Here is a 22,923-nt window from a genome sequence, read left to right as displayed (position 1 = left end):
ATGACCGATGGACGCAGACCCCGTTCCGAGCGTGGACAGCTCGATCTGTTCCGCGCGCTGCCCGGGGATTTCGCCCCAAGAGATGCGCAAGACCTCATGGCCTATCCCTTTTTCTCCCTCGCCAAATCCAAACGGGTCGCACCGATCGACTTTGCCGCTGGCAGCGTCAGCATACGGGTCGAAGCGGTTCCCGATCACGGTATGGCCACGATCTGGGATGCCGACATCCTGATCTGGGCGGCGAGCCAGATCGTCGAGGCGCGTGACGCGGGGCTGCGCACCTCCCGTCTGATGGGGGCCACCCCATATGAGATCCTCACCTATGTTGGTCGCGGAACCAGTGCGCGGGACTATCAGCGCCTGAAGGCGGCGCTGGATCGTCTGCAGTCGACGACGATCTCCACCTCGATCCGGCAGCCGGCGGAAGGACGTCGCCATCGCTTCTCCTGGATCAACGAATGGCAGGAGCGCAGCGACAGGGAGGGGCGCCCGGACGGCATCGAGCTGATCGTGCCCGACTGGTTTTACCAGGCCGTGCTCGACAGTGCGCTGATCCTCACCATCGACCGGGCGTATTTCGAGCTGACCGGCGGGCTAGACCGTTGGCTCTATCGCCTCGTGCGCAAGCATGGTGGCCGGCAACGGGACGGTTGGCGTTTCGATTTCCATCATCTTCACCAGAAATCCGGGGCGCTGTCCTCCTTCAAGCGGTTTGCCTTCGAGCTTCGCGACATCATCCGGCGGCAACCGCTGCCGGGCTACACGCTCTTTCTGGAGACAGAGGTTGGCGGCCGCAAGCTGCTGGCTTTCGAGCCCGCGCCGGGCTGTGGAAAACCTGTGAATGGACTCGTGCTATCGGGAACCCGGGCTATCGTGCTATCGGGAACCGGAGGCTCGTGCTATCAGGAACCCAAACAGGGGTTAACGTACCGAAACGAAATAGGAAATCGCGCCCTTAACTTAGAGTCTAACAAAGAGTCTAACTTTGAAGAGCGCGCGCGTGATGTGGAAAACCTCATCCGTGCCACCGCAAAAAGCCTCAGCCAGGCCGGTAAGACGAAGGCAGCCGTCGCCCCATCGGTGCTGCGACCGGCTTCCGATCAGGGTGTTGCAGCAGCCTCCGATCATCCAGATACGCCCCGCCTTCCTCTCGAATTGCCGGGAGGTGGCAAATGATCATCGCTCTGCTCAATCAGAAGGGTGGCGTCGGCAAGACGACGCTGGCGCTCCATATTGCTGGTGAATTGGCGATGCAGGGCAAGCGTGTCACCCTGATCGATGCCGACCCGCAAGGCTCCGCCCTGGACTGGTCGCAGCAACGCGCCCGCGAAGGTCTGCCGCGGCTCTTCGGCACCCTCGGCCTGGCCCGTGACACCCTACACCGCGAAGTCCCCGAACTTGCCCGCACAGTCGATCATGTCGTTATTGATGGCCCACCGCGTGTTGCCGGGCTCATGCGCTCAGCGCTGCTCACCGCCGATCTGGTGCTGATCCCGGTACAGCCCTCGCCATTCGATGGCTGGGCCTCTGCCGAGATGTTGTCCCTCCTTGCGGAGGCCCGCATTTATCGGCCGGAACTTGTCGCCCGCTTCCTGCTCAACCGCTGCGGCGCGCGCACCGTCATCGCCCGGGACACCGCCGAGGCGCTGGCGGATCACAATCCTCCTGTGCTTGCCAGCACGATTGGTCAGCGCGTCGTCTTTGCAGATGCGGCGCAAACCGGTCGGCTCGCCAGTGACATCGACCGTCAATCGCATGCTGCCCGAGAGATCGCGGCGCTGACGTCTGAGATCGGGCGCCTCGGTCTTGGGAAGGTGGCGGTATGAGCGGGCGCAATGACAAGCGTGGTTTCGCCGCGCGGCCAGTCGATGCCGAGACCTGGATCAAGGCTGGCGAGGCGCCATCCGCACACGGTCGCGCGGCGGCGATCTATACGGCCCGACTCACCATCGACATCACCCCGGACCTGCGCGGTCGCATCAAGGTCGCAGCTTTCAGCCGCGGCGTCACTGTCGCTGACATGCTGCGCGAGTTGCTCAGGCGCGAATACCCGGAACCCGAAGGAGAACCTCAATGACCGGCTTTGTGATCCCCGGCGTGACCGAAGACGGACCGTTCGACGACCATTCCCGCGGCGAGCTGACGCGCGTGGAACTGACCTGGGTGGAGAAGCGGATCGAGTTCTGGATCAGGTTCGGCCAGGAGGCCGGAACGCAGATCCTCGACCGCAGTCGCCGCATCGTCTTCTTCTGTCCCGGTGCCGTGTTTGGCTTCGTCCGTTGGGCGGCGAATGACTACGGCACCGTTGTCTCGCGCATCGACATCGTGCGCACGATCGCGCCTGGTAGCGCCTGTCAGACGCTGCCCTTCGTGCGTCCCGGTGGCGAGATTTTGTTGAAGATCGAAGGCTGGCCCAAGGTCGAAGAGGTCCTGCGCCATATCGATGCAATCGAGGGTTTCGGCATCGACCCTGCCGAGGTCGATCCCGACCACTGGCGTCATGTCGGGCACTGGATGAAGGCGGGCGAAGCGCCGCGCGCCTATACGGCAGAGCGCCATGGAGCGTGGCTCCGGCGTCAGGAGGTGAGCTCCGGTTCGCGCGGCGTGTCAAAAGCTCCGGTGGAGCTTTCGAAGGGGCGAACGCAATGACCCGTGTCCGCTACATCATGGTGACGGTTGCGGCGCTCGCCGCCGTCATCGCCGGCAGCATTCCGACTGCGCCACGGCTGGTTTGGAACGCCTCGGCCAGCGTGCCGATTGGTTTCTACACCATCGCGCCGGTGGACCGGCTCGCGGTGCCAGATCTGGTCGTGGTCATGCCGCCCGAACCCTTTGCAGGTTTCATGGTCGCGCGCGGCTATGTCGGTCGCGATGTGCCGATCCTGAAGCACGTCATCGGGCTGCCGGGGCAACGGGTCTGCCGCGCCGGCGCCGCGATCACCGTCGATGGCAGACACCTGGGGGTGGCGCGAGAGCGCGACAGCCAAGGCCGTGATCTTCCCGTCTGGCAGGGCTGCCGCACCATTGCCGAGGGCGAGGTTTTCCTGATGAACCCGGCGGTCTCTGACAGCTTCGATGGCCGATATTTCGGTCCGTTCCCCACCTCGGCCGTGATCGGCCGGGCCAGTCCGCTGTTCACCGATGAGGGTGGCGATGGCCGCCTCGTCTGGCACGCGCCGGAGCGGTGACGGCGCGTCCATCGCGGGACGTGCAAACGGCCTGCCTCCCATTCACCGCGTGAGGAAGGAGCTTCCAATGCCACAGATCGGCCAATTCACACGCACCCCGTCCGGCTATTCCGGACAGCTTCGCACGCTCTCGCTCGACCTGGAGCTGACCTTTGTTCCAACCGATAACGTCGATACCGAGAAGGCTCCTGCCTATCGCATCCATCTCGGTGACGAGGATGGTCCGGAGGTTGGTGCGGGCTGGAAACATACCGGCGAAACCGCAGGGGCGTTCGTTTCGGTCCTGCTCGATGATCCGGTTTTCCTGCATCCGATCCGCGCCCGCCTGTTCCAGTCGGATGAGGAGGGCAGGGAGTGGGGGTTGCACTGGACCCGCCCGAAGAAGCGCGATGAGCAGGACTGACGATGATCGCGTCCTGCACCCGTCCCGCCTCGGGGAGAGGTGGCATCTGCCACCGCATGCTCCTCCTTCTTCTTTCCGGCCTCTTCCTCCCGGTCGTCGCCACGCAACCGCTGATGGCGCAAACCGATGTGCCCGAACACGCAATTGCCGCGCATCCCTACGCCGCCCATATTGCCGAGGCGTCGCAGCGCTTCGGCATTCCGACGACCTGGATCATGGCCGTGATGCGGGCAGAAAGCGCGGGTGATCTTCGCGCGGTTTCATCCGCTGGCGCGATGGGGCTGATGCAGGTCATGCCCGACACCTGGGCCGGCCTGCGCATCCGTCATGGCCTCGGCCATGATCCCTTCAAGCCGCGTGACAACATCCTCGCGGGAACGGCCTATCTGCGCGAGATGTGGGATCGCTATGGCAATGTCGCGGCGATGCTGGCGGCCTATAATGCCGGTCCCGCCCGCTACGACGAGTTCCGCTTGGCGGATCGTCCGCTGCCCGCCGAGACGCGCGCCTATGTCGCCGCGCTTGTGCCCGTTCTGCTTAGCGACCGGCCGTTGGGCGACACTGTTGCTGCAGCCCGGCCGCGCGATTGGCGTGAAGCGGCGCTCTTCATCAGCCGCGAGGACGGGACCTCTGCGATCGCTCTTGTGCCGCCTCACCGGACGATCGGTGGCGCTCCTTCACCCGTCCCGGCGGTGCCGCAGGCGGGCATCGCCCCGCAGGCCGAGGGCCTCTTCGTCAGGCGAGAAACTGGTGAGGCCCGGCCATGACCCGCGCGACGACACTTCGCATTCCGTCGTGCTCTGGCGTGTCTTGGAGGGCGCGAGGGGTGACGAGAGGCACCACGACCGAAGGATGGCGAGATAAAAAGGCGCACGGTGCGCGACGCTCGGGCGGTTGTTTTTGCAGGGATTTCTGGCGCGTTTCGCACCGTGCGGCGCTGGTCCGCACTGTGCGCTTCGCCGTTATCTTGTTGTTTTTATTTTCTGTTTTACACGGTGCAGGCTTGACCCATGGCCGATGACAGCGAGTTCCGTATCCGCCCGGGGCGCATTCGCTCAACCCGCGCACAGCAGGCGCGTCCCTTCATCGCCCAGGCATTGGCGGCGGCGCAGAAGGCCGGTGGGCGGGTTTCGCGTTCGGGTAAGGTCACCTCCGGCAACCGCTCGCACTTTGGCCGGGGACAACGCGCCAGCATTCAGGCCAATCGCATGCTCACCGGGCGGTCGCGCAATGTCGTAATCAAAACCCGCGTGGTGCGTCACACGGCGCGCTCTGCACCTCTCGCGGCGCATCTGAACTATCTCGGCCGTGACGGTGTGACCCGTGACGGGGAAAAGGCGCATCTCTTCGGCCCCGAGGGGGATGACATGGACGCCCGCGCGTTCGCCGAACGCTGCAAGGATGACCGGCACCATTTTCGCTTCATTGTCTCGCCCGAGGATGCCGTCGAGATGATCGACCTGCGCGAGCATGCCCGCGAGTTGATGGCGCAGATGGAGAAGGATCTCGGCACCAGGCTGGACTGGGTCGCGGTCGATCACTGGAACACCGACAACCCCCATACCCATATCATCCTGCGCGGCCGCATGGATGACGGCCAGGACCTGGTGATCTCGCGGGATTACATCAAAGAGGGGATGCGCGCCCGCGCTCAGGATCTCGTCACACAGGAACTCGGCCCGCGCACCGACATCGAGATTCACCGCAATCTGGAACGGCAGGTCGAGGCCGAGCGCTGGACCCAAATCGACCGGCAGCTTGTCCGCGATGCCGGCAAGTCTGGTGTCGTCGATCTCGCGCCCCATGCCGACCGACCACAGGACGAGTTCCAGACGCTGAAGGTCGGCCGGCTTCGCACCCTCGAAGTCCTCGGGGTTGCCGATCAGATCGGCCCGGCGCAATGGGTGATCCGGCCCGAGGCCGAGACGGTCCTGCGCGAGCTGGGTGAGCGCGGCGATATCATCAAGCGCATGCACCGCGCCCTGACCGAACGTGGGATCGAGCGCGGCTCAGGCAGCTATGTCCTCGCCGGTGAAAGCCTCGACGTTCCTGTCATCGGTCGTCTGGTCGAGCGGGGCCTCGATGACGAGTTGAAGGGCACCGCCTATGCTGTCGTCGACGGCGTGGACGGGCGCAGTCATCACATCAGGCTCTCGCATCTGGATGCCGCCGGCGACAGTCCTCCGGGTTCCATCGTCGAGCTTCGGGCCTGGGAGGATGCACAAGGCACGCGCCGTGTGGCGCTTGCCGTTCGTTCCGATCTCGATCTCGGCGCGCAGGTGGGGGCTTCGGGCGCGACCTGGCTAGACCGGCAGGCCATCGCCCGCGATCCGATTGCGCTGTCCGACAGCGGCTTCGGAGCCGAGGTCCGTCAGGCCATGGATGAGCGCGCCGAGACCCTGATCGGGGAGGGCTTTGCCGAGCGGCAGGGCGGGCGGGTCGTCTTTGCCCGTCGTCTCCTCACCACCCTGCGCCAGCGCGAGGTCGATGCCCTCGGCGAGAAGCTCGCGGCCGAGGCCGGGCTGCCGTTCAACCGCGCTGGCAGCGGGGAGTATGTCGCCGGTTCCTATCGCCAGCGCTTCGCGCTCGCCTCCGGCCGTTACGCGATGATTGATGACGGGCTCGGCTTCCAACTCGTGACCTGGTCGCCCTCTCTCGACAAACAGATCGGCCGTCATGTCTCCGGCGTCGCCCGCGACGATGGCGGGGTCGATTGGGACTTCGGTCGCAAGCGAGGCCTCGGCCTCTGACATCACCCGGAAAGGAGCACCGCCCATGTCCGCCACAAAAATCCTCTGGGGACAGATCTCCATCGTCTTCCTGATCATCCTCGCGACCACCTGGGGCGCGACGCAGTATGTCGCCTGGAGCCTCGGCTATCAGGCCCAGCTTGGCCCGCCCTGGTTCGAGATATTCGGGACGCCGGTCTATTATCCGCCGGCAATCTTCTGGTGGTGGTACTTCTATGAAGCCTATGCGCCGACGATATTCACCAAGGGCGGCCTCATCGCGGCATCGGGTGGCTTCATCGCTATCGCCGTCGCGATCGGGATGTCGGTCTGGCGGGCGCGGGAGGCTCGAGGCGTCGCAACCTATGGTTCGGCGCGATGGGCGGAACGGCCCGAGATCCAGGCGGCGGGGCTGCTCGATCCCGATGGTGTCGTGCTGGGCCGTTACGATCAGGACTACCTGCGCCATGACGGGCCGGAGCATGTATTGTGCTTCGCGCCGACCCGATCCGGCAAGGGCGTTGGTCTGGTGGTGCCGTCACTTCTGACCTGGCCCGGCTCCGCCATCGTCCATGACATCAAGGGCGAGAACTGGCAGCTGACCTCGGGTTTCCGGGCCCAGCATGGCCGTGTGCTGCTCTTCGATCCGACCAATCCGAAATCCTCTGCCTACAATCCGCTCCTTGAGGTGCGCCGCGGCGAATGGGAGGTGCGGGACGTCCAGAACATCGCCGATATCCTCGTTGATCCGGAAGGCAGCCTCGACAAGCGCAACCATTGGGAAAAGACCTCGCATTCGCTGCTGGTCGGCGCGATCCTGCATGTCCTCTATGCCGAACCCGACAAGACGCTGGCAGGCGTCGCCAAATTCCTGTCCGATCCGAAACGTCCGGTGGATTCCACGCTCCGGGCGATGATGAAGACCCCGCATCTGGGCGAGGCGGGACCGCATCCGGTCGTTGCCAGCGCCGCGCGCGAGCTGAGGAACAAGTCCGAGAACGAGAGATCAGGCGTGTTGTCGACCGCCATGTCGTTCCTTGGCCTTTACCGCGATCCGGTGGTGGCCGAGGTCACGCGCCGCTGCGACTGGCGGATCAGTGATATCGTCGGCGGCGAAGAGCCGACCACCCTTTACCTCGTCGTGCCGCCCTCCGACATCAATCGCACAAAGCCGCTGATGCGCCTGCTGCTCAATCAGGTCGGTCGGCGTCTGACCGAGGATCTGCAGGCCAATGCCGGGCGGCATCGGCTGCTCCTGATGCTCGACGAGTTTCCGGCGCTCGGGCGACTGGATTTCTTCGAGACGGCCCTGGCTTTCATGGCAGGCTATGGCCTGAAGAGCTTCCTGATCGCGCAGTCGCTGAACCAGATCGAAAAAGCCTATGGGCCGAACAATTCGATCCTCGACAACTGCCATGTGCGGGTCAGCTTTGCGACGAATGACGAACGCACCGCGAAGCGGGTGTCGGACGCGCTCGGGACCGCGACCGAGATGAAGGCGATGAAGAACTATGCCGGGCACCGGCTGTCGCCCTGGCTCGGCCATCTGATGGTGTCACGCTCTGAGACCGCCCGCCAGTTGCTCACCCCGGGCGAGATCATGCAGCTTCCGCCGAACGAAGAGATCGTCATGGTCGCGGGCATCCCGCCGATCAAGGCGAAGAAGGCGCGGTATTTCGAAGATGCACGGTTCCGCGAGCGGCTATTGCCGCCGCCGGTCCTCACACAATCACCGCATCCACGCCCCGATGACTGGATGAGCCTGCCGATCCCGGCACGATCGGCAGGGACGGATGATCCGATGCCGGGGGAGGCCGAGGACGAAGATCCGACAGAATCCGAGCGGAGGCTGCAACCGGAACTCAACCGCGTGAAGCCGGTCGAAAAGAAGAAGCCCATCGAGAACGAGTTCGAGGCCGGTCTCGGCGATGATATCGACGAGGAGGCGGTTCAGAACCGGCGCATGGTCCGCCATGTTCAGAGCATCGCCCGCCAGGTCTCGATGGACCCCAGCGATGGCATGGATCTCTAGCGCGATGGCCATCCGTCCGAAGAAGCGCAAGTTCACCGTCTATCTCGACCCGGAGGTCGAGAAGGCCCTGTCGGATTTTGCCGCGCGACGGGATCGGTCTCAGTCGATGATCGCGGAAGCGGCCATCGCGTCCTTTTTGTCGCCCGATGATGCCGAGCGGAGGGAGGCCGTTGTCGCCAGGCGCCTTGATCAGATTGATCGCCGTCTTGCCCGCGTCGAACGTGATGTCGGGATCTCGGTCGAGACCATGGCGGTATTCATCCGCTTCTGGCTTGCGACGACGCCGGCACTGCCGGAGCCCGCTGCGAAAGCTGCCCGAAGCAAGGTGAGCGAGCGGTATGAGGCGTTCATCGCCGCTCTCGGCCGGCGGCTTGCTCAAGGGCCAAAGCTCCGACAGGAGGTGTCGGATGACGTGCAGGGTACAGACCAAGCAGGTGGGGCGTAAGGTCTGATCGGTGGGTTTCAGTGTTTACCCGCATGCTCTTTCTCGTTGCCTACACCTACTTTGCCAGAGCGATTACCGTCGCCCCTGTGCAGACCAGCGTGGTCCCCAGCATCACCAGCGGCAGGTTCAGGTCGCACCATTCGGCAAAGGCGATGGCCCCGACCAGCACTGCCACCAGCGCGTTACTGTTGGTCAGGGGCGCAACCACCGAAACCGGGAGTTTCAGCACCGCCATGCCCCAGGCCATGCAGGCGATGGCCAAGGTCCAGCTCGCCCTCATGGCCATGGCAAAACCCATGGCCGGAAACCCGGGCAGTGGTGCGCCCTTGAGGAACACGGTGCCCCAGCCGAGAGCGGCGACGGTGCTGCCCACCAGCACCAGATTGACCGGGATCGGGGCACCGGCGCCGATGCTCGCCCGCATCAGCACCTTTCCCAACCCCAGGCAGATGATGGGGATCACCCCACCCAAGAGAAATCCTGCGGGCGTCATGCCGGCTCAGCCCGGGAAATGTTCGACATGGGTTTCGGCAGTGCGGCCGAAATAGACCACGCGCCGCCCGAGGAAGGAGACGATGTAACCCGCGCAACCGGCCGCCCGCGCCTTTTCGCTGAAGGCGGCGTAGCTGTAATCGGCGGGGTTGGCCTGTGCCCAGCGGACAAGGCGTACCATCTCGCCCGCATCGAATTCGGCACCGACTACGCCCGAGGCCTGCGGCATGTCCAGCACCACACTGTCGCCGTCTGGAAGATAGAAGATCTGCGTGTTGCGGCGATAGTCGACCATGTAGCCCTCGAAGCCGGCAGCGATCAGCCTGCCCACGATCTCGGGGAAGCTGAGGCTGCCGTCATGCGCGGCATGCAGGCAGGTTTCGGCAATAGAAGTTCGCTCCGCGTCCATGGCGGTTCCTTTCTTGTTTGCAGAGGTCAGGTCAGGCCCGGCGGGTCAGTCCAGCGGGGGCCTGGTCAATCCTCGCCTCTCGACAAAGGTTTGCAGGATCCGGTTCAGCGCCTCGCGGTCCTCGCCGGTCAGCACGCCGAAATATTCGGCGTCATTCGCATCGGCCATCGCGGCCAGAGCCGGAACCTTGGCCCGGCCTTCGGGCGTCAGCGACAGGATCTGCCCGCGCCCGCCGGCTTCGGCCCGAAGAACCAGCCCCTTGGCCACCAGCCGGTCCGCCAGCTTGCTGATCGCGCCGCGGGTCTCCCCATCCGGTCGGCCAGCGTGGTGGGCGCGGTGCCGTCCTCATCGAACAGCGCCCGCATGAAGGACCATTCGGCGACCGTCACGCCCTCGGCCGCGACCTTGCGGGCAAAACCCTGCGACACGGCGTTCGACTCCTTGCGCGGCAAGATGGTCGTGAAGCGCATCGGCATCGTCACTGCCGAACCACAGGGCGACGCCATGTCCGAGCGTCGAGACGGCGCTCAGATCGACCAGGGGGCTGCGGATTGCGAAGGGGATCGGCTGCGTGTCAAAGACCACTGCACCGGGGGGAGAGAAGGCCCCAGGCTTCAGGCCGACGGCGTTGGAATAAAAGTCGCGGGCTGCATCGAGATCTGCGACCTGAATGCTGATGAAGTCGGGGCCGATGAGATGAGGCATGAGAGTTGTCCTGAACTGGAAGGTATGCGATATGTCAGGAGGCTGACACAATATAAGGCGACTGATATATCCAGTAGCACCCGGCGCGGTGAGATAGCCGATCAGGCTTTCGCCCCGCATGACACTGTCGGCTATGCCCTCAAGCGCGCGCAGCACGCGATGCGTCTGCACATGGACCGGCATCTCAGACATCTAGGGCTGAACGCCTCGACCTACTCGGTGCTGTGCAGCATCGCAGAGGAACCGGGCGCATCGAACGCGAGGCTGGCCCGTCGCGCTTTCGTGACGCCGCAGACCATGCAGGCCATGCTGGTCAAGCTTGCCGAGGTGGAACTGATCGAGCGCACCCCGGATGATGGCCATGGACGCATCCAGCGCACGTTACTGACCCCGAAGGGTCAATCGGTGCTTTCCGAGGCGCATGTGGCTGCCCGGACCTCTGAACAATTGGCGAGGGATGCGGCGGGTGCAGACACGATTGCCGTATTGATACGCATCGCCGAGGCGCTGTCCTGACAACCAGACCTCGATCCTGTGCATGACCGCCCCGTCCGCATAGCTACATCATGAACCGAATCTAAGCCGAAATTGGTCGACGAGCAGCGAAGCGCTTTTTCGGTGCTCACCGCCGTTCTCCTGTATTTACGCGCCACGCTACTACGCTGTCCGAAACTTGTTGAAATACCCTCCTTTGGCCCTCTTTTAGTCATCCCCATTCGGGGAATGTCTCCAGCCTCCCCGGCGGAACGGGGACGAGATGGCAGGCTACATTCACAAACCGGCAGTGGTGGACCGCGGCGCGCGCATGCTCCGGACGGCGCTCGGGCCTGCCATCTCAACCTTTCTGCAAGACCCTTCCGTGGTCGAGGTCATGCTGAACCCGGATGGCCGGATCTGGGTGGATCGGCTGGCCGAGGGGCTGGCCGATACAGGGGAGGTGCTGTCGCCTGCCGATGGCGAACGCATCGTGCGGCTGGTTGCCCATCATGTCGGCGTCGAGGTCCATGCCCGCAGCCCGCGTGTCTCTGCTGAACTGCCGGAAACGGGTGAGCGCTTCGAGGGTCTGCTTCCCCCTGTGGTAGCCGCACCGGCCTTCGCCATCCGCAAACCCGCCGTCGCGGTTTTCACGCTGGATGACTATGTGGCCGTCGGCATCATGTCTGCGGGTCATGCCGCAGCCCTTCGCCGCGCGGTTGCAGCCCGCGCCAATATCCTGGTGGCGGGCGGCACCTCCACCGGCAAGACCACGCTGACCAATGCGCTGCTCGCCGAGGTCGCGAAGACCCAGGACCGCGTCGTCATCATCGAGGATACGCGCGAGTTGCAATGCGCCGCACCGAACCTCGTCGCCATGCGCACCAAAGACGGCGTTGCCTCTCTTTCTGAACTGGTGCGGGCCTCTCTGCGCCTGCGCCCGGATCGTATTCCCGTTGGCGAAGTAAGGGGAGCCGAGGCCCTCGACCTCCTCAAGGCCTGGGGCACCGGCCATCCCGGCGGCATCGGCACCATCCATGCGGGTTCCGGCATCGGTGCGCTGCGCCGCCTCGAACAACTCATCCAGGAAGCCGTCGTCACCGTGCCGCGTGCCCTGATCGCCGAGACCATCGACCTCGTGGTCGTTCTCACGGGTCGGGGCTCTGCCCGCCGGCTTGCGGAACTCGCCTCCGTCGAAGGCCTCGGTGCCGACGGCGACTACCGGATCTCTTCCGCCTTTTCTGATCCCACCACCACTCCCAGCACAGGAGACTCTCAATGATCCGTCGCGCCTTCCGTATCCGCCAGCATGTCGCAACTGCGGCCGCCTTCGTCTGGTCGAGCCTCATGACCGCCCCGGCCTTTGCCGCAGGGTCCTCCATGCCCTGGGAGGCCCCATTGCAATCGATCCTGCAATCCGTCGAGGGTCCTGTCGCCAAGATCGTCGCGGTGATCATCATCATCGTCACCGGCCTGACTCTGGCCTTCGGCGACACCGGCGGCGGGTTCCGGCGGCTGATCCAGATCGTCTTCGGCATCTCCATCGCCTTCGCGGCCAGTTCCTTCTTCCTCAGCTTCTTCAGCTTCGGTGGCGGGGCGCTGATCTGATGGCTGTGAGCTTCGAGGCCCTCGACGCGGTGCCCGGATTCAGCGTCCCTGTGCATCGCGCCCTGACCGAACCGATCCTGCTCGGTGGTGCGCCGCGCTCAGTCGCCATCCTGAATGGCACGCTGGCCGGCGCGGTCGGCCTCGGCCTGCAGCTCTGGCTCGTCGGCATCCTGATCTGGGCCGTAGGTCATATCGCCGCCGTCTGGGCCGCCAAGCGCGATCCGCTCTTCGTCGAGGTGGCGCGCCGCCATCTGCGTATCCCCGGCCATCTTTCGGTGTGAGGCCCCCGCCATGATGAATCTTGCAGAATACCGCCGCACAGCATCCCGCCTCGCCGACTATTTGCCCTGGGTGGCGCTGGTCGGGGAGGGGGCGGTCCTCAACAAGGACGGGTCATTCCAGCGGACCGCGAAGTTTCGTGGTCCGGATCTGGATTCTGCCGTGGCGGCGGAACTGGTTGCAGTGGCCGGGCGGTTGAACAACGCCTTCCGCCGTCTCGGCTCGGGCTGGGCCATCTTCGTCGAAGCACAGCGGACAGAGGCCGCGACCTATCCGGCAGGCCGGTTTCCCGATCCGGCCTCCGCGCTGGTGGACGCCGAGCGGAAAGCCGATTTCGAGGAGGAAGGCAGCCATTTCGTCTCGGGCTATTTTCTCACCTTCCTCTGGCTCCCGCCTGCCGAGGAATCCGCCCGCTCGGAATCCTGGCTTTACGAGGGTCGTGAGACCTCGGGAGTGACCCCCTGGGAACAGGTACGCGGCTTCATCGACCGCACCGACCGCGTGCTGGCGTTGCTTGATGGCTTCATGCCGGAATGCCGCTGGCTCGATGATGCGGGCACGCTAACCTATCTTCATTCCACCATCTCGACCAATCGGCATCGCGTCTGCGTGCCGGAAACCCCAGTCTATCTCGATGCGCTGCTGGCCGATCAGCCGCTGACCGGCGGGCTGGAACCGCGTCTGGGCAACCAGCACCTGCGGATTCTGACCATCACCGGGTTTCCGGGCACGACCACGCCCGGCCTGCTCGACGAGATGAACCGGCTCGCCTTTCCCTATCGCTGGTCCACCCGCGCCATTCTGATGGACAAGACCGACGCGACGAAACTCCTGACCAAGATCCGTCGGCAGTGGTTCGCTAAACGCAAGTCCATCGCCGCGATCCTCAAGGAGGTGATGACCAACGAGCAATCCGCGCTGGTCGATACCGATGCGGCGAACAAGTCCGCTGACGCCGACATGGCCCTGCAGGAGCTCGGCGCGGACCTGGCGGGCATGGCCTATGTGACGGCCACCATCACGGTCTGGGATGAAGATGCCCGCCGTGCCGACGAAAAACTGCGGCTTGTCGAGAAGATCGTCCAGTCCCGCGACTTCAGCGTCATGGTCGAGACGGTCAATGCCGTCGACGCCTGGCTCGGCAGCCTGCCGGGGCATGCCTATGCCAATGTCCGCCAACCCCCGGTCTCGACGCTCAACCTTGCCCATATGGTGCCCTCCAGCGCGGTATGGGCGGGGCCGGAACGGGACGATCACTTCAACGGGCCTCCGCTTCTATATGGCCGCACGGAAGGTTCGACCCCGTTCCGCTTCTCTCTCCATGTCGGAGATGTCGGGCATACGCTTGTTGTCGGCCCGACCGGCGCTGGAAAATCTGTACTGCTGGCGCTGATGGCGCTCCAGTTCCGCCGCTACGCGCGCAGCCAGATCTTCGCCTTCGATTTCGGGGGCTCGATCCGCGCCTCGGCCCTTGCCATGGGTGGCGACTGGCACGATCTCGGCGGCGAGCTGACCGATGCGGCGGAAGCCTGGGTTTCCCTGCAACCGCTGGCCCGGATCGTTGATGTTGCAGAGCGCGCCTGGGCCGCTGACTGGATCGTCGCGATCCTGATGCGCGAAAACATCCAGATCACGCCTGAGGTGAAGGAGCATCTCTGGACGGCGCTGACCTCGCTGGCCTCTGCCCCGATCGGGGAGCGCACCATCACCGGCCTTGCCGTCTTGCTGCAATCCAATGACCTGAAGCAGGCCCTGCGCGCCTATTGCGTCGGCGGACCCTATGGCAGGCTGCTCGATGCTGAGGTCGAACATCTCGGCACCGCCGATGTTCAGGCCTTCGAGATCGAGGGGCTGGTCGGCACCGGCGCGGCACCGGCGGTCTTGTCTTACCTGTTCCACCGCATCGGCGACCGGCTCGACGGCCGGCCGACGCTCCTGATCATCGACGAGGGCTGGCTGGCGCTAGATGATGACGGCTTCGCGGGCCAACTCCGCGAGTGGTTGAAAACACTCCGCAAAAAGAACGCCAGCGTCATCTTCGCCACGCAGAGCCTGTCCGATATCGACGGCAGCAATATCGCCCCGGCGATCATCGAGTCCTGCCCGACCCGGCTCCTTCTGCCCAACGAGCGCGCCATCGAGCCGCAAATCACTGCGATCTATCGCCGCTTCGGGCTGAACGACCGGCAGATCGAGATTCTGGCGCGGGCCACGCCGAAGAGGGACTATTACTGCCAATCGCGTCGCGGCAACCGGCTTTTCGATCTCGGCCTGTCGGAGGTTGGCCTCGCGCTCTGTGCCGCCTCCTCCAAATCAGACCAGACGATGATCGCCGACATTCTCGCAACCCATGGGCGCGATGGCTTTCTCGACGCCTGGCTGCGCGCGCGCGGCGTTGATTGGGCGGCCGACCTGATCCCGAACGTCACCAACCTCGCGGATGACCCCGAGGAGACCGCCCCCGTCACGATCCTTGATGACGGGTTCAACTTCATCTTGGAAGAAGAGGAGATCGACCCATGACCCGCAACGCGCGGCCGATCCTGCGCATGGCCAACGCAACCGCTCTCGCCCTGACGCTTGCCGCATCGCTGGCACTCGCTCCGGTGTTCACGACGCCGGCCCATGCCTTCTTCGGGGGCTTTGGCCGGATCGTCTACGACCCGACCAACCATGCGGAGAACCTGCTGACCGCCGCGCGGACGCTGGAGCAGATCAACAATCAGATCACCTCGCTCCAGAATGAGGCGCAGATGCTGATCAACCAGGCCCGGAACCTTGCGAGCCTGCCCTACAACTCGCTTCAGGCATTGCAGCAGAATGTGAACCGCACCCAGCAGCTTCTCGGACAGGCCCAGAACATCGCATTCGACGTGCAGAACATCGACCAGATGTTCCAGCAGGATTACGGCAATCTGTCGCTGACCGCGACCGACACCCAGATGATCGCGGATGCGCGCAGCCGCTGGGAAAACACCGTGGGCGGCTTGCAGGATGCGATGCGGGTGCAGGCTGGTGTCGTCGGCAATATCGACAGCAACCGTGCCGAGATGGCGGCGCTGGTCGGCGAAAGCCAGGGTGCTACCGGCGCACTGCAAGCCACGCAGGCCGGGAACCAGCTGCTTGCGCTCCAGTCGCAGCAGCTCTCGGACCTGATCGCGGTGATCTCGGCCAATGGTCGAGCCGAAGCCCTGATGGAAGCCGAGCGTGCGACCGCCGCCGAGCAAGGCCGCATTCAGCGCGAGCGCTTCCTGACGCCGGGCACGGGCTACCAGCCCGGCAACGCCCGCATGTTCAACTGACAGCGGGAGGGCAGGGCATGGAAGGGAAGGTGCTGGCCAGGATTGCAGCCATCGTGTTCGTCGCGGTCGCGATCACGGCAGCAATCATCGAGATGACGCGCGAGGAAATCCCCGCCCCAGTACCTTCTGCCCCTGCACTTCAAGCACCCGCCGATCCGCTTCGGCTGGAATTGCGACGCTGCCAGGAACTGGGCGAGGCGGCAGCCAATGACGAGGATTGCCTGGGCGTCTGGGCCGAGACCCGTGACCGCTTTCTCCGTCGGACACCCGCGCAGCCGACACCTGCCCAACCAGGCGCTGGCCCGATTGGGGGGCTGTAATCATGGGCGGAACCGGGGTCATCGACAGCTTTCTCGGCATCTTCACCAGCTATATCGACTCGGGTTTCGGCCTGCTGGGTGGCGAGGTCGCCTTCATCGCCACAACGCTGATCGTCATCGATGTGACGCTCGCGGCGCTGTTCTGGGCCTGGGGTGCCGATGACGACATCCTGGCCCGCCTCGTGAAGAAAACCATCTTCGTCGGGGTCTTCGCCTATATCATCTCCAACTGGAACAATCTCGCCCGGATCGTCTTCGAGAGCTTCGCCGGTCTCGGCCTCATGGCCTCCGGCACCGGGTTCTCGGCGGCTGATCTCCTGCGTCCGGGTCGTGTCGCCCAGATCGGCCTCGACGCCGGGCGGCCGCTGCTCGACTCCATCTCCGACCTGATGGGCTGGATCGCGGTCTTTGAGAATCTGGTGCAGATCCTCTGCCTGTTCTTCGCCTGGGCGCTTGTGATCCTCGCCTTCTTCATTCTCGCCGTACAGCTCTTCGTCACGCTGATAGAGTTTAAGCTGACCACGCTCGCGGGCTTCGTGCTGATCCCCTTCGGCCTCTTCGGCAAGACCGCCTTCATGGCCGAGCGGGTGCTGGGCAATGTCGTCTCCAGCGGCATCAAGGTGCTGGTGCTGGCCGTGATCATCGGCATCGGCTCGACCCTGTTCGGCCAGTTCACCGCCGGGTTCGGTGGCGCGACACCGACCATCGACGACGCCATGGCCATCGTGCTGGCGGCCCTTTCCCTTCTCGGTCTCGGCATCTTCGGACCCGGCATCGCCTCCGGTCTTGTCTCTGGTGGTCCCCAGCTGAGCGCCGGCGCTGCTGTCGGAACCGGCCTCGCAGTTGGCGGGGCTGCCGTTGCCGCTGGCGGCGCGACCATGCTGGCCGCCCGGGGCGGCGGCGCTGCCCTTTCCGGTGGTGCGGCCCTGGCACGTGGCGGGGCCTCTGCCGCTGGCGCCGCATCCTCTGCCTATACCCTGGGATCGATGGGCGCGTCCGGCGGTGCGGGTGTTGCTGCGGGTCTCGGTGGTGTTGCCCGGGCCGGCGCGTCGGCCGCCGTATCGCCCCTGAAACGTGCCGCCTCCAGTTCCGCCGAGAGCGTCAAATCCAGCCATGCGGGAGGGGTGCGGGGCGGGTTCGCCGCCACCGGCGGCATCACCTCGATGGGAACTGTTGGTGGCGCGCCATCCGCACCCGATGCCCCGGCCCCAGCCGGTGGCCCGCCCGCCTGGGCACAGCTCATGCAGCGCAGCCGCGCCTTGAGCCAAGGCGTCAGGGTCGCCGCCCATGCCGTCCGGTCCGGCGACAGCCGTGGCGGCGGTTCCTCGATCAGCCTTTCCGAAAGTGACCGCATATGAACATTTTCAAACGTCCATCCACCCATTTCGGCAAGGTGCCGCAACCAGAGACGCCCTATCAGAAGGCCGCACAGGTCTGGGATGAACGCATCGGCTCGGCCCGGGTTCAGGCCCGTAACTGGCGCTATATGGCCTTCGGCTGCCTGATCCTCTCGGCCGGTTTCGCCTCGGCGCTGGTCTGGCAATCGGCGCGCGGGACCGTGGTGCCCTGGGTGGTGCAGGTCGACGCTCTCGGCCAGGCCCAAACCGTCGCACCTGCCACCGCCGACTATCGTCCGACCGATCCGCAAATCGCCTTCCACCTCGGCCGCTTCATCGAGCAAGTCCGGGCAATCCCGGCGGACGCCATCATCGTGCGCCAGAACTGGCTGCGCGCCTATGAGTTCACCACGGATCGAGGCGCGGCGGCGCTCAACGAACATGCCCGCACAAATGATCCCTTCACCCGCGTCGGTCGCCAGCAGGTAGCGGTCGAGGTCTCCTCGGTCATCCGGGCCTCGCCGGACAGTTTCCGCGTTGCCTGGACCGAGCGGCATTTCGAGAGCGGCCAGCTATCCACCACTGAGCGCTGGACCGCGATCCTGACCATCGTGATCCAGACCCCGCGGGACGCCGAGCGGCTGCGCGCCAATCCGCTCGGGATCTACGTCAACGCAATATCATGGTCGCGGGAGATGAGCCAATGACCCCGGTGCTGTCTTGCAAAGCCGCAGTTCCGACTTTCCGTAAACCCGCTGTTGCGGCTATGCTGCTGTCCGCCTGCCTGCTGGCGGGATGTGCCACGAGCCGGGTGCCGCAGTTCAGCTATGATGACGATGTGCCGCCGACGGCCACGGTGCCGGCCGCTGTGGCGGACGAGAGACCCCGGCCCCTGCATGTGCCGCCAGCTTGGACGGTGGCGCGCGGCGGCACCGCCGCCGGCACGCCGGATGGTCGGGTCGGGAATGCCAATGCGGCTGCCCGGGTCGAGCCGCGCCGCGAAGGCTATTACAACGCCATCCAGATCTATCCCTGGAGCGAAGGTGCGCTCTATCAGGTTTATGCCGCAGTCGGGCAGATCACCACGATTGCACTGGAGCCGGGCGAGAGCCTGACCGGGGCAGGGCCGATCGCCGCTGGCGATACCGCCCGCTGGGTTATTGGCGATACCGAGAGCGGCAGTGGGGCGAACCGCCGGGTCCAGATCCTCGTCAAGCCGACACGGCCCGATATATCCACCAACCTCGTCATCACCACTGACCGCCGCATCTATATGATCGAACTGCGCGCCCGGGAGGCGCTCTACATGCCTGCCGTGGCCTGGTCCTATCCCGCACCGCCGCCGGGCCAGCGTCCAATTGTGCCGGCTGCTCCGGTCATTCCGGCCGAGTCCGCCCGCAACTATCGCTACGGTTTGCAGCTTCCGGGCGAGAGCCCGCCATGGCGGCCGGTTGCCGTCTTCGACGATGGTCGCCGCGTCTATGTCGTCTTCCCGCGCGGGATCGTTCACGGCGAGATGCCACCGTTGTTTGTGCTGGGCAGCGATGGCGAGCCGCACATCGTCAACACCCGTGTCCATCAGAACGTCCTGATCGTGGACCGCCTGTTCGGCGCGGCCGAACTGCGTCTTGGCAGCGGCAATCGCCAGCAGGTCGTCAGGATCGTCCGTATCGAACCGACGCAGGCTGAGGCCGCGACATCTGCGCCAACGGCGGGAGGATCGCCTACATGAGCGAGAACGCCACCTCATCCATGCGGCTACGTGCCGAAGCCCCCCGCGTCACCCGTCTGTCGCGCAAGATGCTGGCGGGCGTTGGTGCCGTTGCCTTGCTCGGCATCGGCGGCGCGCTGATCTACGCCCTTCAGACCCGCGATGCGGGGCAGGGCGGTGGGGAGCTCTATTCGACCGAAAATCGCCCGACAGCCGATGGTCTCGCTGGCCTGCCACGCGACTATACCGGCCCTGTTCTTGGGCCGGCATTACCCGGCGATCTCGGGCGACCGATCCTGGAGGCGCAGAGCCGGGGGCAGCCGGTTGTTCCTCCACCCATCACCACCCCGACAGTCGATCCGGAGGAACAACGCCGTCTTGCCGAGGAAGAAGCCGCCCGGCTGAGCAATGTGTTCTTCCAGATCGGCCCGCGGGCTAGTGCCGCAACGGGACCCGGGGCGCTCGGGCTTGGAGGGCTCGACGTCGGAGGAGCTGCCGGGCCGCTGGATCGCGCGAGCGCCTTCCTCGGAGGCTCGGTGGATCGTCAGACCACTTCCCCGGATCGAGTCGCCCCGCCAGCATCGCCCTACATCCTTCAGGCCGGGGCCGTCATCCCGGCCGCGCTGATCACCGGCATCCGCTCGGATCTTCCTGGCCAGATCACCGCGCAGGTGACGGAAAACGTCTATGACAGCCCCACCGGGGCGCTGCTCCTGATCCCGCAAGGTACCCGCATCATCGGCCAGTATAATGACGATGTGTCCTTCGGCCAGCGCCGGGTTCTGCTGGTCTGGAACCGGCTGATCCTCCCCGGTGGCCGGTCGATCGTTCTTGAGCGCCTGCCGGGCGCGGATGCCAGCGGCTACGCGGGCCTTGAAGATGGTGTCGATTACCATTGGTGGGATCTGATGCGGGCGGCGGGCCTGTCCACGCTGCTCGCAGTAGGGTCCGAGCTCGCCTCTAGCGATGAGGACCGGCTGGTCCGCGCCATCCGCGATGGCGCTCAGGATACCATCAATCAGGCAGGCCAGCAGATCGTGCAAAGACAGTTGCAGGTCGCGCCCACGCTGACCATCCGGCCCGGCTTTCCGGTCAGGATAATCGTGACGCGCGATCTTGTATTCGAACCGGCAGGAGGTTGACCATGACCAAGCTGAAACTCGGGCCGCTTTCCGACGACAAGCCAGTCAAATTGACGGTGGAACTGCCGGCAGAACTGCACCGAAGCCTTGTAGAATACGGCCGCCTACTGGCCGATCCCGGGTCTCCTCCGGTCGAGCCGATACGACTGGTCATCCCGATGCTGGAACGTTTCATCGCGACGGATCGCGGCTTTGCTAAGGCGCGGCGTTCTGGTCCGGCAACTAAAGGGTCGGTCTGACGGCTATCATCTTCGCAAGGCTGAGCAGTCGCCTGAATGCGGGGTTGTCGTTGTTGGCTGACCAGACGGCCGAAAATGAAAGGATCTCGTCGATGATTGGGCGGTAGCTCACACCGGGGAACTTCGCGACGGTCATCGCCTCACATACCAGTGTCAGGCCTCTTCCTAGCGCAACCAAGGCCAAAAGATTGTCCAGTCCGACTGATTGTACCTCAATGCAGGGCCTTTCACCTGCACCCGCCAACTCGCGCACGAGATGGGCGTGAACCTCGTCCCCCGGTGGGATGGCGCTGACGATAAAGTTCTCACGAATCAAATTGCACCATGCCAATGAATCGCAGGTTGCGAGGGGGTGGCAATCTGGCATGGCAACGAAGACATGCTCAGACCATAACTGCGTGCGCTCACAATCGGACCAATCTCGCTCCCCTGCGAGGAATGCGACATCGAGGCGCAAACGTCGGATCGCGGCAACATGCTCATAGGCAGCTCCGTCGATCATCTCGATCCGCACATTTCTGTGGCGCTCACCATATCTTCGTAACAAGTCGGTGAGAAAGCCCGAAGCAGTCGAGGAATAGATGCCGATCCTCACGCAGCCGCTCTCGCCTCGACCCGCAGCGGAAACATCGTGGGCACCTTCGCCAACCATCCTGAGAGTATTACGGGCGGTATTGAGGAACTGCTGTCCCGCAAAAGTCTGGGATACACCCCATGTGTGTCGATGAAATAGGGAGGCGCCGATCTGATCTTCGAGTTCGGCTATACATCTGCTAATCGCCGATTGTGACAATCCGAGCGCGGCCCCTGCTTTTCTGAAGCTGCCATGCTCCGCTGCGGCAACGAAATGGCGAAGATGACGCAGCTCAATATAGTTGTGGAGCCCATAAACTTTTTCCTTCATATCGCATCGGAACTCCAGAAGCACAGCAAGCCAAAACTAAGATGCCTACTGCATCAAAAACCACTTTTATGAATAGGGTGACCAAGGGCAACGCTGCTGAGAAATGGCAAGCAATCAGGATCAGAAAAATTCCTGTCACCGCCCTCTCCTGTTTGCACTTGCGATACTGAGCTTTTATCCATCGCCTCAGCAGAAAAAACTATCGTCATAGTCTTCCGCCAGATAGGATGGCAGCACCGACCACCATGCAGATTATTATTTGATATTTGCATGCCAGGCATTCGTCGAAATTTCATCGAAGCTGACGGACACAGACGCACTGTTATTGCACCTCGGTATTGTCGATTCAGACCCGCTTCAACAGGTGCTGATGGTTGACGACCTGACCCGCATTTCAGGTTGCTGGGGGAGAAATAGTTGTTGATCGCGCGCTGCGCGGTCTTCGGCAGATAGAACTTGCCTTCGTGCAGCCTCTCCATCGGATCGGCAGGCGTGGTGTCGATGATCTTGATATCGACGGTGCGGTCGGGCACCGAATCCGGCACCGTCTCAAGCACGCGGATGCGGGCGATCTGGGCCACTGCGTCGTTTAGGCGTTCCACATGCTGGATGTTCCGCATTGTGGAGACGTCGATCCCCCGCTCCACCAGTTTCTGCACGTCGAGATAGCGTTTCGGATGCCGCGAGCCAGGCGCGTTGGTATGGGTAAGTTCATCCATCAGAACCAGCGGGCGCGCAGGGGCGGTGATCGCATCGAGGTCCATCTCGTCTAGCTTCTGTCCCCGGTAGTCGATGATCCGCTGCGCAATCACATTAAGGCCCTCGACCAGTGAGGTGGTTTCCGCGCGGCCATGCTTTCCCATACACCGATCACCACATCCAAGCCATCTGCATGCAGCGGGCGCCCTGATTGCACCATCTCCCACGCCTTTCAGGCATCCGAAGCAGCGCCTAGGAAAACCTTCATCTGCCCGCACACTTCTTGTGCTGCTTTCTCCACAAGCGCATTGGGCGAGGGGCGATTGTCGTCGCTGACCGCATCCGGCATCGGGGGACATATCCTTAAGGTTTCGCAAAGGTTTCGCAGCACTAGCCGTTTCGACCACTCATGAACGGGACGGGCAAGATCACTGGCCTGTCTTCGTCGCTCAGTTTTCTACATTCCCGCATAGGAATGCGAGGTGGCACGAACCCGTCGAATATA

General features: G+C 64.1%; 28 protein-coding genes. 22 read left to right on the top strand and 6 right to left on the bottom strand.

What is annotated here, in order from left to right; genetic code table 11:
* The first annotated feature begins 96 nt into the window (after positions 1-96).
* The 10 genes from CG50_RS11490 (at position 97) to CG50_RS11445 (ending at position 8,797) form a co-directional block, all read left to right on the top strand.
* A complete protein-coding gene (locus CG50_RS11490; RefSeq protein ID WP_449295442.1) occupies positions 97-1,176 on the top strand; it encodes a replication initiator protein A in 1,080 nt (359 codons plus the stop codon).
* Complete coding sequence (gene parA / locus CG50_RS11485) at positions 1,173-1,826, top strand: ParA family partition ATPase (RefSeq protein WP_036638429.1); 654 nt, start codon at positions 1,173-1,175, stop codon at positions 1,824-1,826. The genes CG50_RS11490 and parA overlap by 4 nt, the downstream gene beginning before the upstream one ends.
* Positions 1,823-2,077 carry a hypothetical protein gene (locus tag CG50_RS11480; protein ID WP_036638428.1) on the top strand — a complete coding sequence of 85 codons (255 nt, stop codon included), beginning with the start codon at positions 1,823-1,825 and terminating at the stop codon, positions 2,075-2,077. The genes parA and CG50_RS11480 overlap by 4 nt, the downstream gene beginning before the upstream one ends.
* Positions 2,074-2,649, top strand: a complete 576-nt coding sequence (locus CG50_RS11475) for a DUF2840 domain-containing protein (RefSeq protein ID WP_051909934.1) — start codon at positions 2,074-2,076, stop codon at positions 2,647-2,649. The genes CG50_RS11480 and CG50_RS11475 overlap by 4 nt, the downstream gene beginning before the upstream one ends.
* Positions 2,646-3,188 (top strand): S26 family signal peptidase, encoded by a 543-nt coding sequence (locus CG50_RS11470; protein WP_036638427.1) that lies wholly within the window; start codon positions 2,646-2,648, stop codon positions 3,186-3,188. Before CG50_RS11475 ends, CG50_RS11470 begins: the two co-directional genes overlap by 4 nt.
* Positions 3,189-3,255: 67 nt before the next feature.
* Positions 3,256-3,591: a DUF736 domain-containing protein gene (locus CG50_RS11465; protein WP_036638426.1), complete on the top strand. Its 336-nt coding sequence runs from the start codon at positions 3,256-3,258 to the stop codon at positions 3,589-3,591.
* A gap of 2 nt (positions 3,592-3,593) precedes the next feature.
* The gene (locus CG50_RS11460) at positions 3,594-4,358 is read left to right on the top strand and encodes a lytic transglycosylase domain-containing protein (protein ID WP_036638424.1); all 765 of its coding nucleotides are present in this window, start codon (positions 3,594-3,596) and stop codon (positions 4,356-4,358) included.
* A gap of 243 nt (positions 4,359-4,601) precedes the next feature.
* Positions 4,602-6,341 carry a relaxase/mobilization nuclease domain-containing protein gene (locus CG50_RS11455; protein ID WP_036638421.1) on the top strand — a complete coding sequence of 580 codons (1,740 nt, stop codon included), beginning with the start codon at positions 4,602-4,604 and terminating at the stop codon, positions 6,339-6,341.
* Between the two features lie 25 nt (positions 6,342-6,366).
* The gene (locus tag CG50_RS11450; RefSeq protein ID WP_036638419.1) at positions 6,367-8,352 is read left to right on the top strand and encodes a conjugal transfer protein TraG; all 1,986 of its coding nucleotides are present in this window, start codon (positions 6,367-6,369) and stop codon (positions 8,350-8,352) included.
* Positions 8,336-8,797 carry a CopG family transcriptional regulator gene (locus CG50_RS11445; RefSeq protein WP_449295440.1) on the top strand — a complete coding sequence of 154 codons (462 nt, stop codon included), beginning with the start codon at positions 8,336-8,338 and terminating at the stop codon, positions 8,795-8,797. Before CG50_RS11450 ends, CG50_RS11445 begins: the two co-directional genes overlap by 17 nt.
* Positions 8,798-8,852: 55 nt before the next feature.
* On the opposite strand, the gene CG50_RS11440 is transcribed toward CG50_RS11445, so the two are convergent.
* The 4 genes from CG50_RS11440 to CG50_RS16585 form a co-directional block, all read right to left on the bottom strand.
* Positions 8,853-9,221, bottom strand: a complete 369-nt coding sequence (locus CG50_RS11440; protein WP_152559499.1) for a hypothetical protein — start codon at positions 9,219-9,221, stop codon at positions 8,853-8,855.
* A gap of 75 nt (positions 9,222-9,296) precedes the next feature.
* Complete coding sequence (locus tag CG50_RS11435) at positions 9,297-9,698, bottom strand: DUF1398 domain-containing protein (protein WP_036638412.1); 402 nt, start codon at positions 9,696-9,698, stop codon at positions 9,297-9,299.
* Positions 9,699-9,743: 45 nt separating this feature from the next.
* Positions 9,744-9,965 (bottom strand): MarR family winged helix-turn-helix transcriptional regulator, encoded by a 222-nt coding sequence (locus tag CG50_RS17305; protein WP_211248609.1) that lies wholly within the window; start codon positions 9,963-9,965, stop codon positions 9,744-9,746.
* 78 nt (positions 9,966-10,043) lie between these two features.
* Positions 10,044-10,403, bottom strand: a complete 360-nt coding sequence (locus CG50_RS16585) for a VOC family protein (RefSeq protein ID WP_152559498.1) — start codon at positions 10,401-10,403, stop codon at positions 10,044-10,046.
* On the opposite strand from CG50_RS16585, the gene CG50_RS11425 reads away from it, so the two are divergent.
* The 12 genes from CG50_RS11425 to CG50_RS16580 all read left to right on the top strand — a co-directional run bounded on the left by CG50_RS11425 (position 10,395) and on the right by CG50_RS16580 (position 20,815).
* A complete protein-coding gene (locus tag CG50_RS11425; RefSeq protein ID WP_338048279.1) occupies positions 10,395-10,919 on the top strand; it encodes a MarR family winged helix-turn-helix transcriptional regulator in 525 nt (174 codons plus the stop codon). The genes CG50_RS16585 and CG50_RS11425 overlap by 9 nt on opposite strands.
* 289 nt (positions 10,920-11,208) lie before the next feature.
* The gene (gene trbB, locus CG50_RS11420; RefSeq protein ID WP_449295441.1) at positions 11,209-12,159 is read left to right on the top strand and encodes a P-type conjugative transfer ATPase TrbB; all 951 of its coding nucleotides are present in this window, start codon (positions 11,209-11,211) and stop codon (positions 12,157-12,159) included.
* The gene (locus CG50_RS11415; protein WP_036638408.1) at positions 12,156-12,485 is read left to right on the top strand and encodes a TrbC/VirB2 family protein; all 330 of its coding nucleotides are present in this window, start codon (positions 12,156-12,158) and stop codon (positions 12,483-12,485) included. The genes trbB and CG50_RS11415 overlap by 4 nt, the downstream gene beginning before the upstream one ends.
* Complete coding sequence (locus CG50_RS11410) at positions 12,485-12,766, top strand: VirB3 family type IV secretion system protein (RefSeq protein WP_036638406.1); 282 nt, start codon at positions 12,485-12,487, stop codon at positions 12,764-12,766. The genes CG50_RS11415 and CG50_RS11410 overlap by 1 nt, the downstream gene beginning before the upstream one ends.
* Before the next feature lie 10 nt (positions 12,767-12,776).
* A complete protein-coding gene (trbE, locus tag CG50_RS11405; protein WP_036638404.1) occupies positions 12,777-15,287 on the top strand; it encodes a conjugal transfer protein TrbE in 2,511 nt (836 codons plus the stop codon).
* Positions 15,284-16,066 carry a P-type conjugative transfer protein TrbJ gene (gene trbJ / locus CG50_RS11400; RefSeq protein ID WP_036638397.1) on the top strand — a complete coding sequence of 261 codons (783 nt, stop codon included), beginning with the start codon at positions 15,284-15,286 and terminating at the stop codon, positions 16,064-16,066. The genes trbE and trbJ overlap by 4 nt, the downstream gene beginning before the upstream one ends.
* A gap of 17 nt (positions 16,067-16,083) precedes the next feature.
* Positions 16,084-16,386 carry a putative entry exclusion protein TrbK-alt gene (gene trbK-alt / locus CG50_RS11395; protein WP_036638394.1) on the top strand — a complete coding sequence of 101 codons (303 nt, stop codon included), beginning with the start codon at positions 16,084-16,086 and terminating at the stop codon, positions 16,384-16,386.
* A 2-nt stretch (positions 16,387-16,388) separates the two neighbouring features.
* Positions 16,389-17,744: a P-type conjugative transfer protein TrbL gene (gene trbL, locus CG50_RS11390; protein ID WP_036638392.1), complete on the top strand. Its 1,356-nt coding sequence runs from the start codon at positions 16,389-16,391 to the stop codon at positions 17,742-17,744.
* Entirely contained in the window at positions 17,741-18,430 is a 690-nt protein-coding gene (gene trbF / locus CG50_RS11385; protein WP_036638389.1) for a conjugal transfer protein TrbF, read from the top strand. Before trbL ends, trbF begins: the two co-directional genes overlap by 4 nt.
* Positions 18,427-19,455: a P-type conjugative transfer protein TrbG gene (gene trbG / locus CG50_RS11380; protein WP_036638388.1), complete on the top strand. Its 1,029-nt coding sequence runs from the start codon at positions 18,427-18,429 to the stop codon at positions 19,453-19,455. Before trbF ends, trbG begins: the two co-directional genes overlap by 4 nt.
* Positions 19,452-20,576 carry a TrbI/VirB10 family protein gene (locus tag CG50_RS11375; RefSeq protein ID WP_036638386.1) on the top strand — a complete coding sequence of 375 codons (1,125 nt, stop codon included), beginning with the start codon at positions 19,452-19,454 and terminating at the stop codon, positions 20,574-20,576. The genes trbG and CG50_RS11375 overlap by 4 nt, the downstream gene beginning before the upstream one ends.
* Before the next feature lie 2 nt (positions 20,577-20,578).
* Positions 20,579-20,815 carry a DUF2274 domain-containing protein gene (locus CG50_RS16580; RefSeq protein WP_081880402.1) on the top strand — a complete coding sequence of 79 codons (237 nt, stop codon included), beginning with the start codon at positions 20,579-20,581 and terminating at the stop codon, positions 20,813-20,815.
* Here CG50_RS16580 and CG50_RS11370 read toward each other — a convergent pair.
* Positions 20,799-21,719: a LysR family transcriptional regulator gene (locus tag CG50_RS11370; RefSeq protein ID WP_036638383.1), complete on the bottom strand. Its 921-nt coding sequence runs from the start codon at positions 21,717-21,719 to the stop codon at positions 20,799-20,801. The two genes, CG50_RS16580 and CG50_RS11370, sit on opposite strands and share 17 nt — an antisense overlap.
* Positions 21,720-21,772: 53 nt before the next feature.
* Positions 21,773-22,582: a histidine kinase gene (locus tag CG50_RS16575; protein WP_211248608.1), complete on the bottom strand. Its 810-nt coding sequence runs from the start codon at positions 22,580-22,582 to the stop codon at positions 21,773-21,775.
* Between the last annotated feature and the right edge of the window lie 341 nt (positions 22,583-22,923).

The sequence above is a fragment of the Paenirhodobacter enshiensis genome, assembly GCF_000740785.1.
GTDB classification, from domain to species: Bacteria; Pseudomonadota; Alphaproteobacteria; order Rhodobacterales; family Rhodobacteraceae; genus Rhodobacter; species Rhodobacter enshiensis.
Note: the sequence above shows the minus strand (reverse complement) of the source record. Positions and strands in the feature narration are given on the sequence as shown.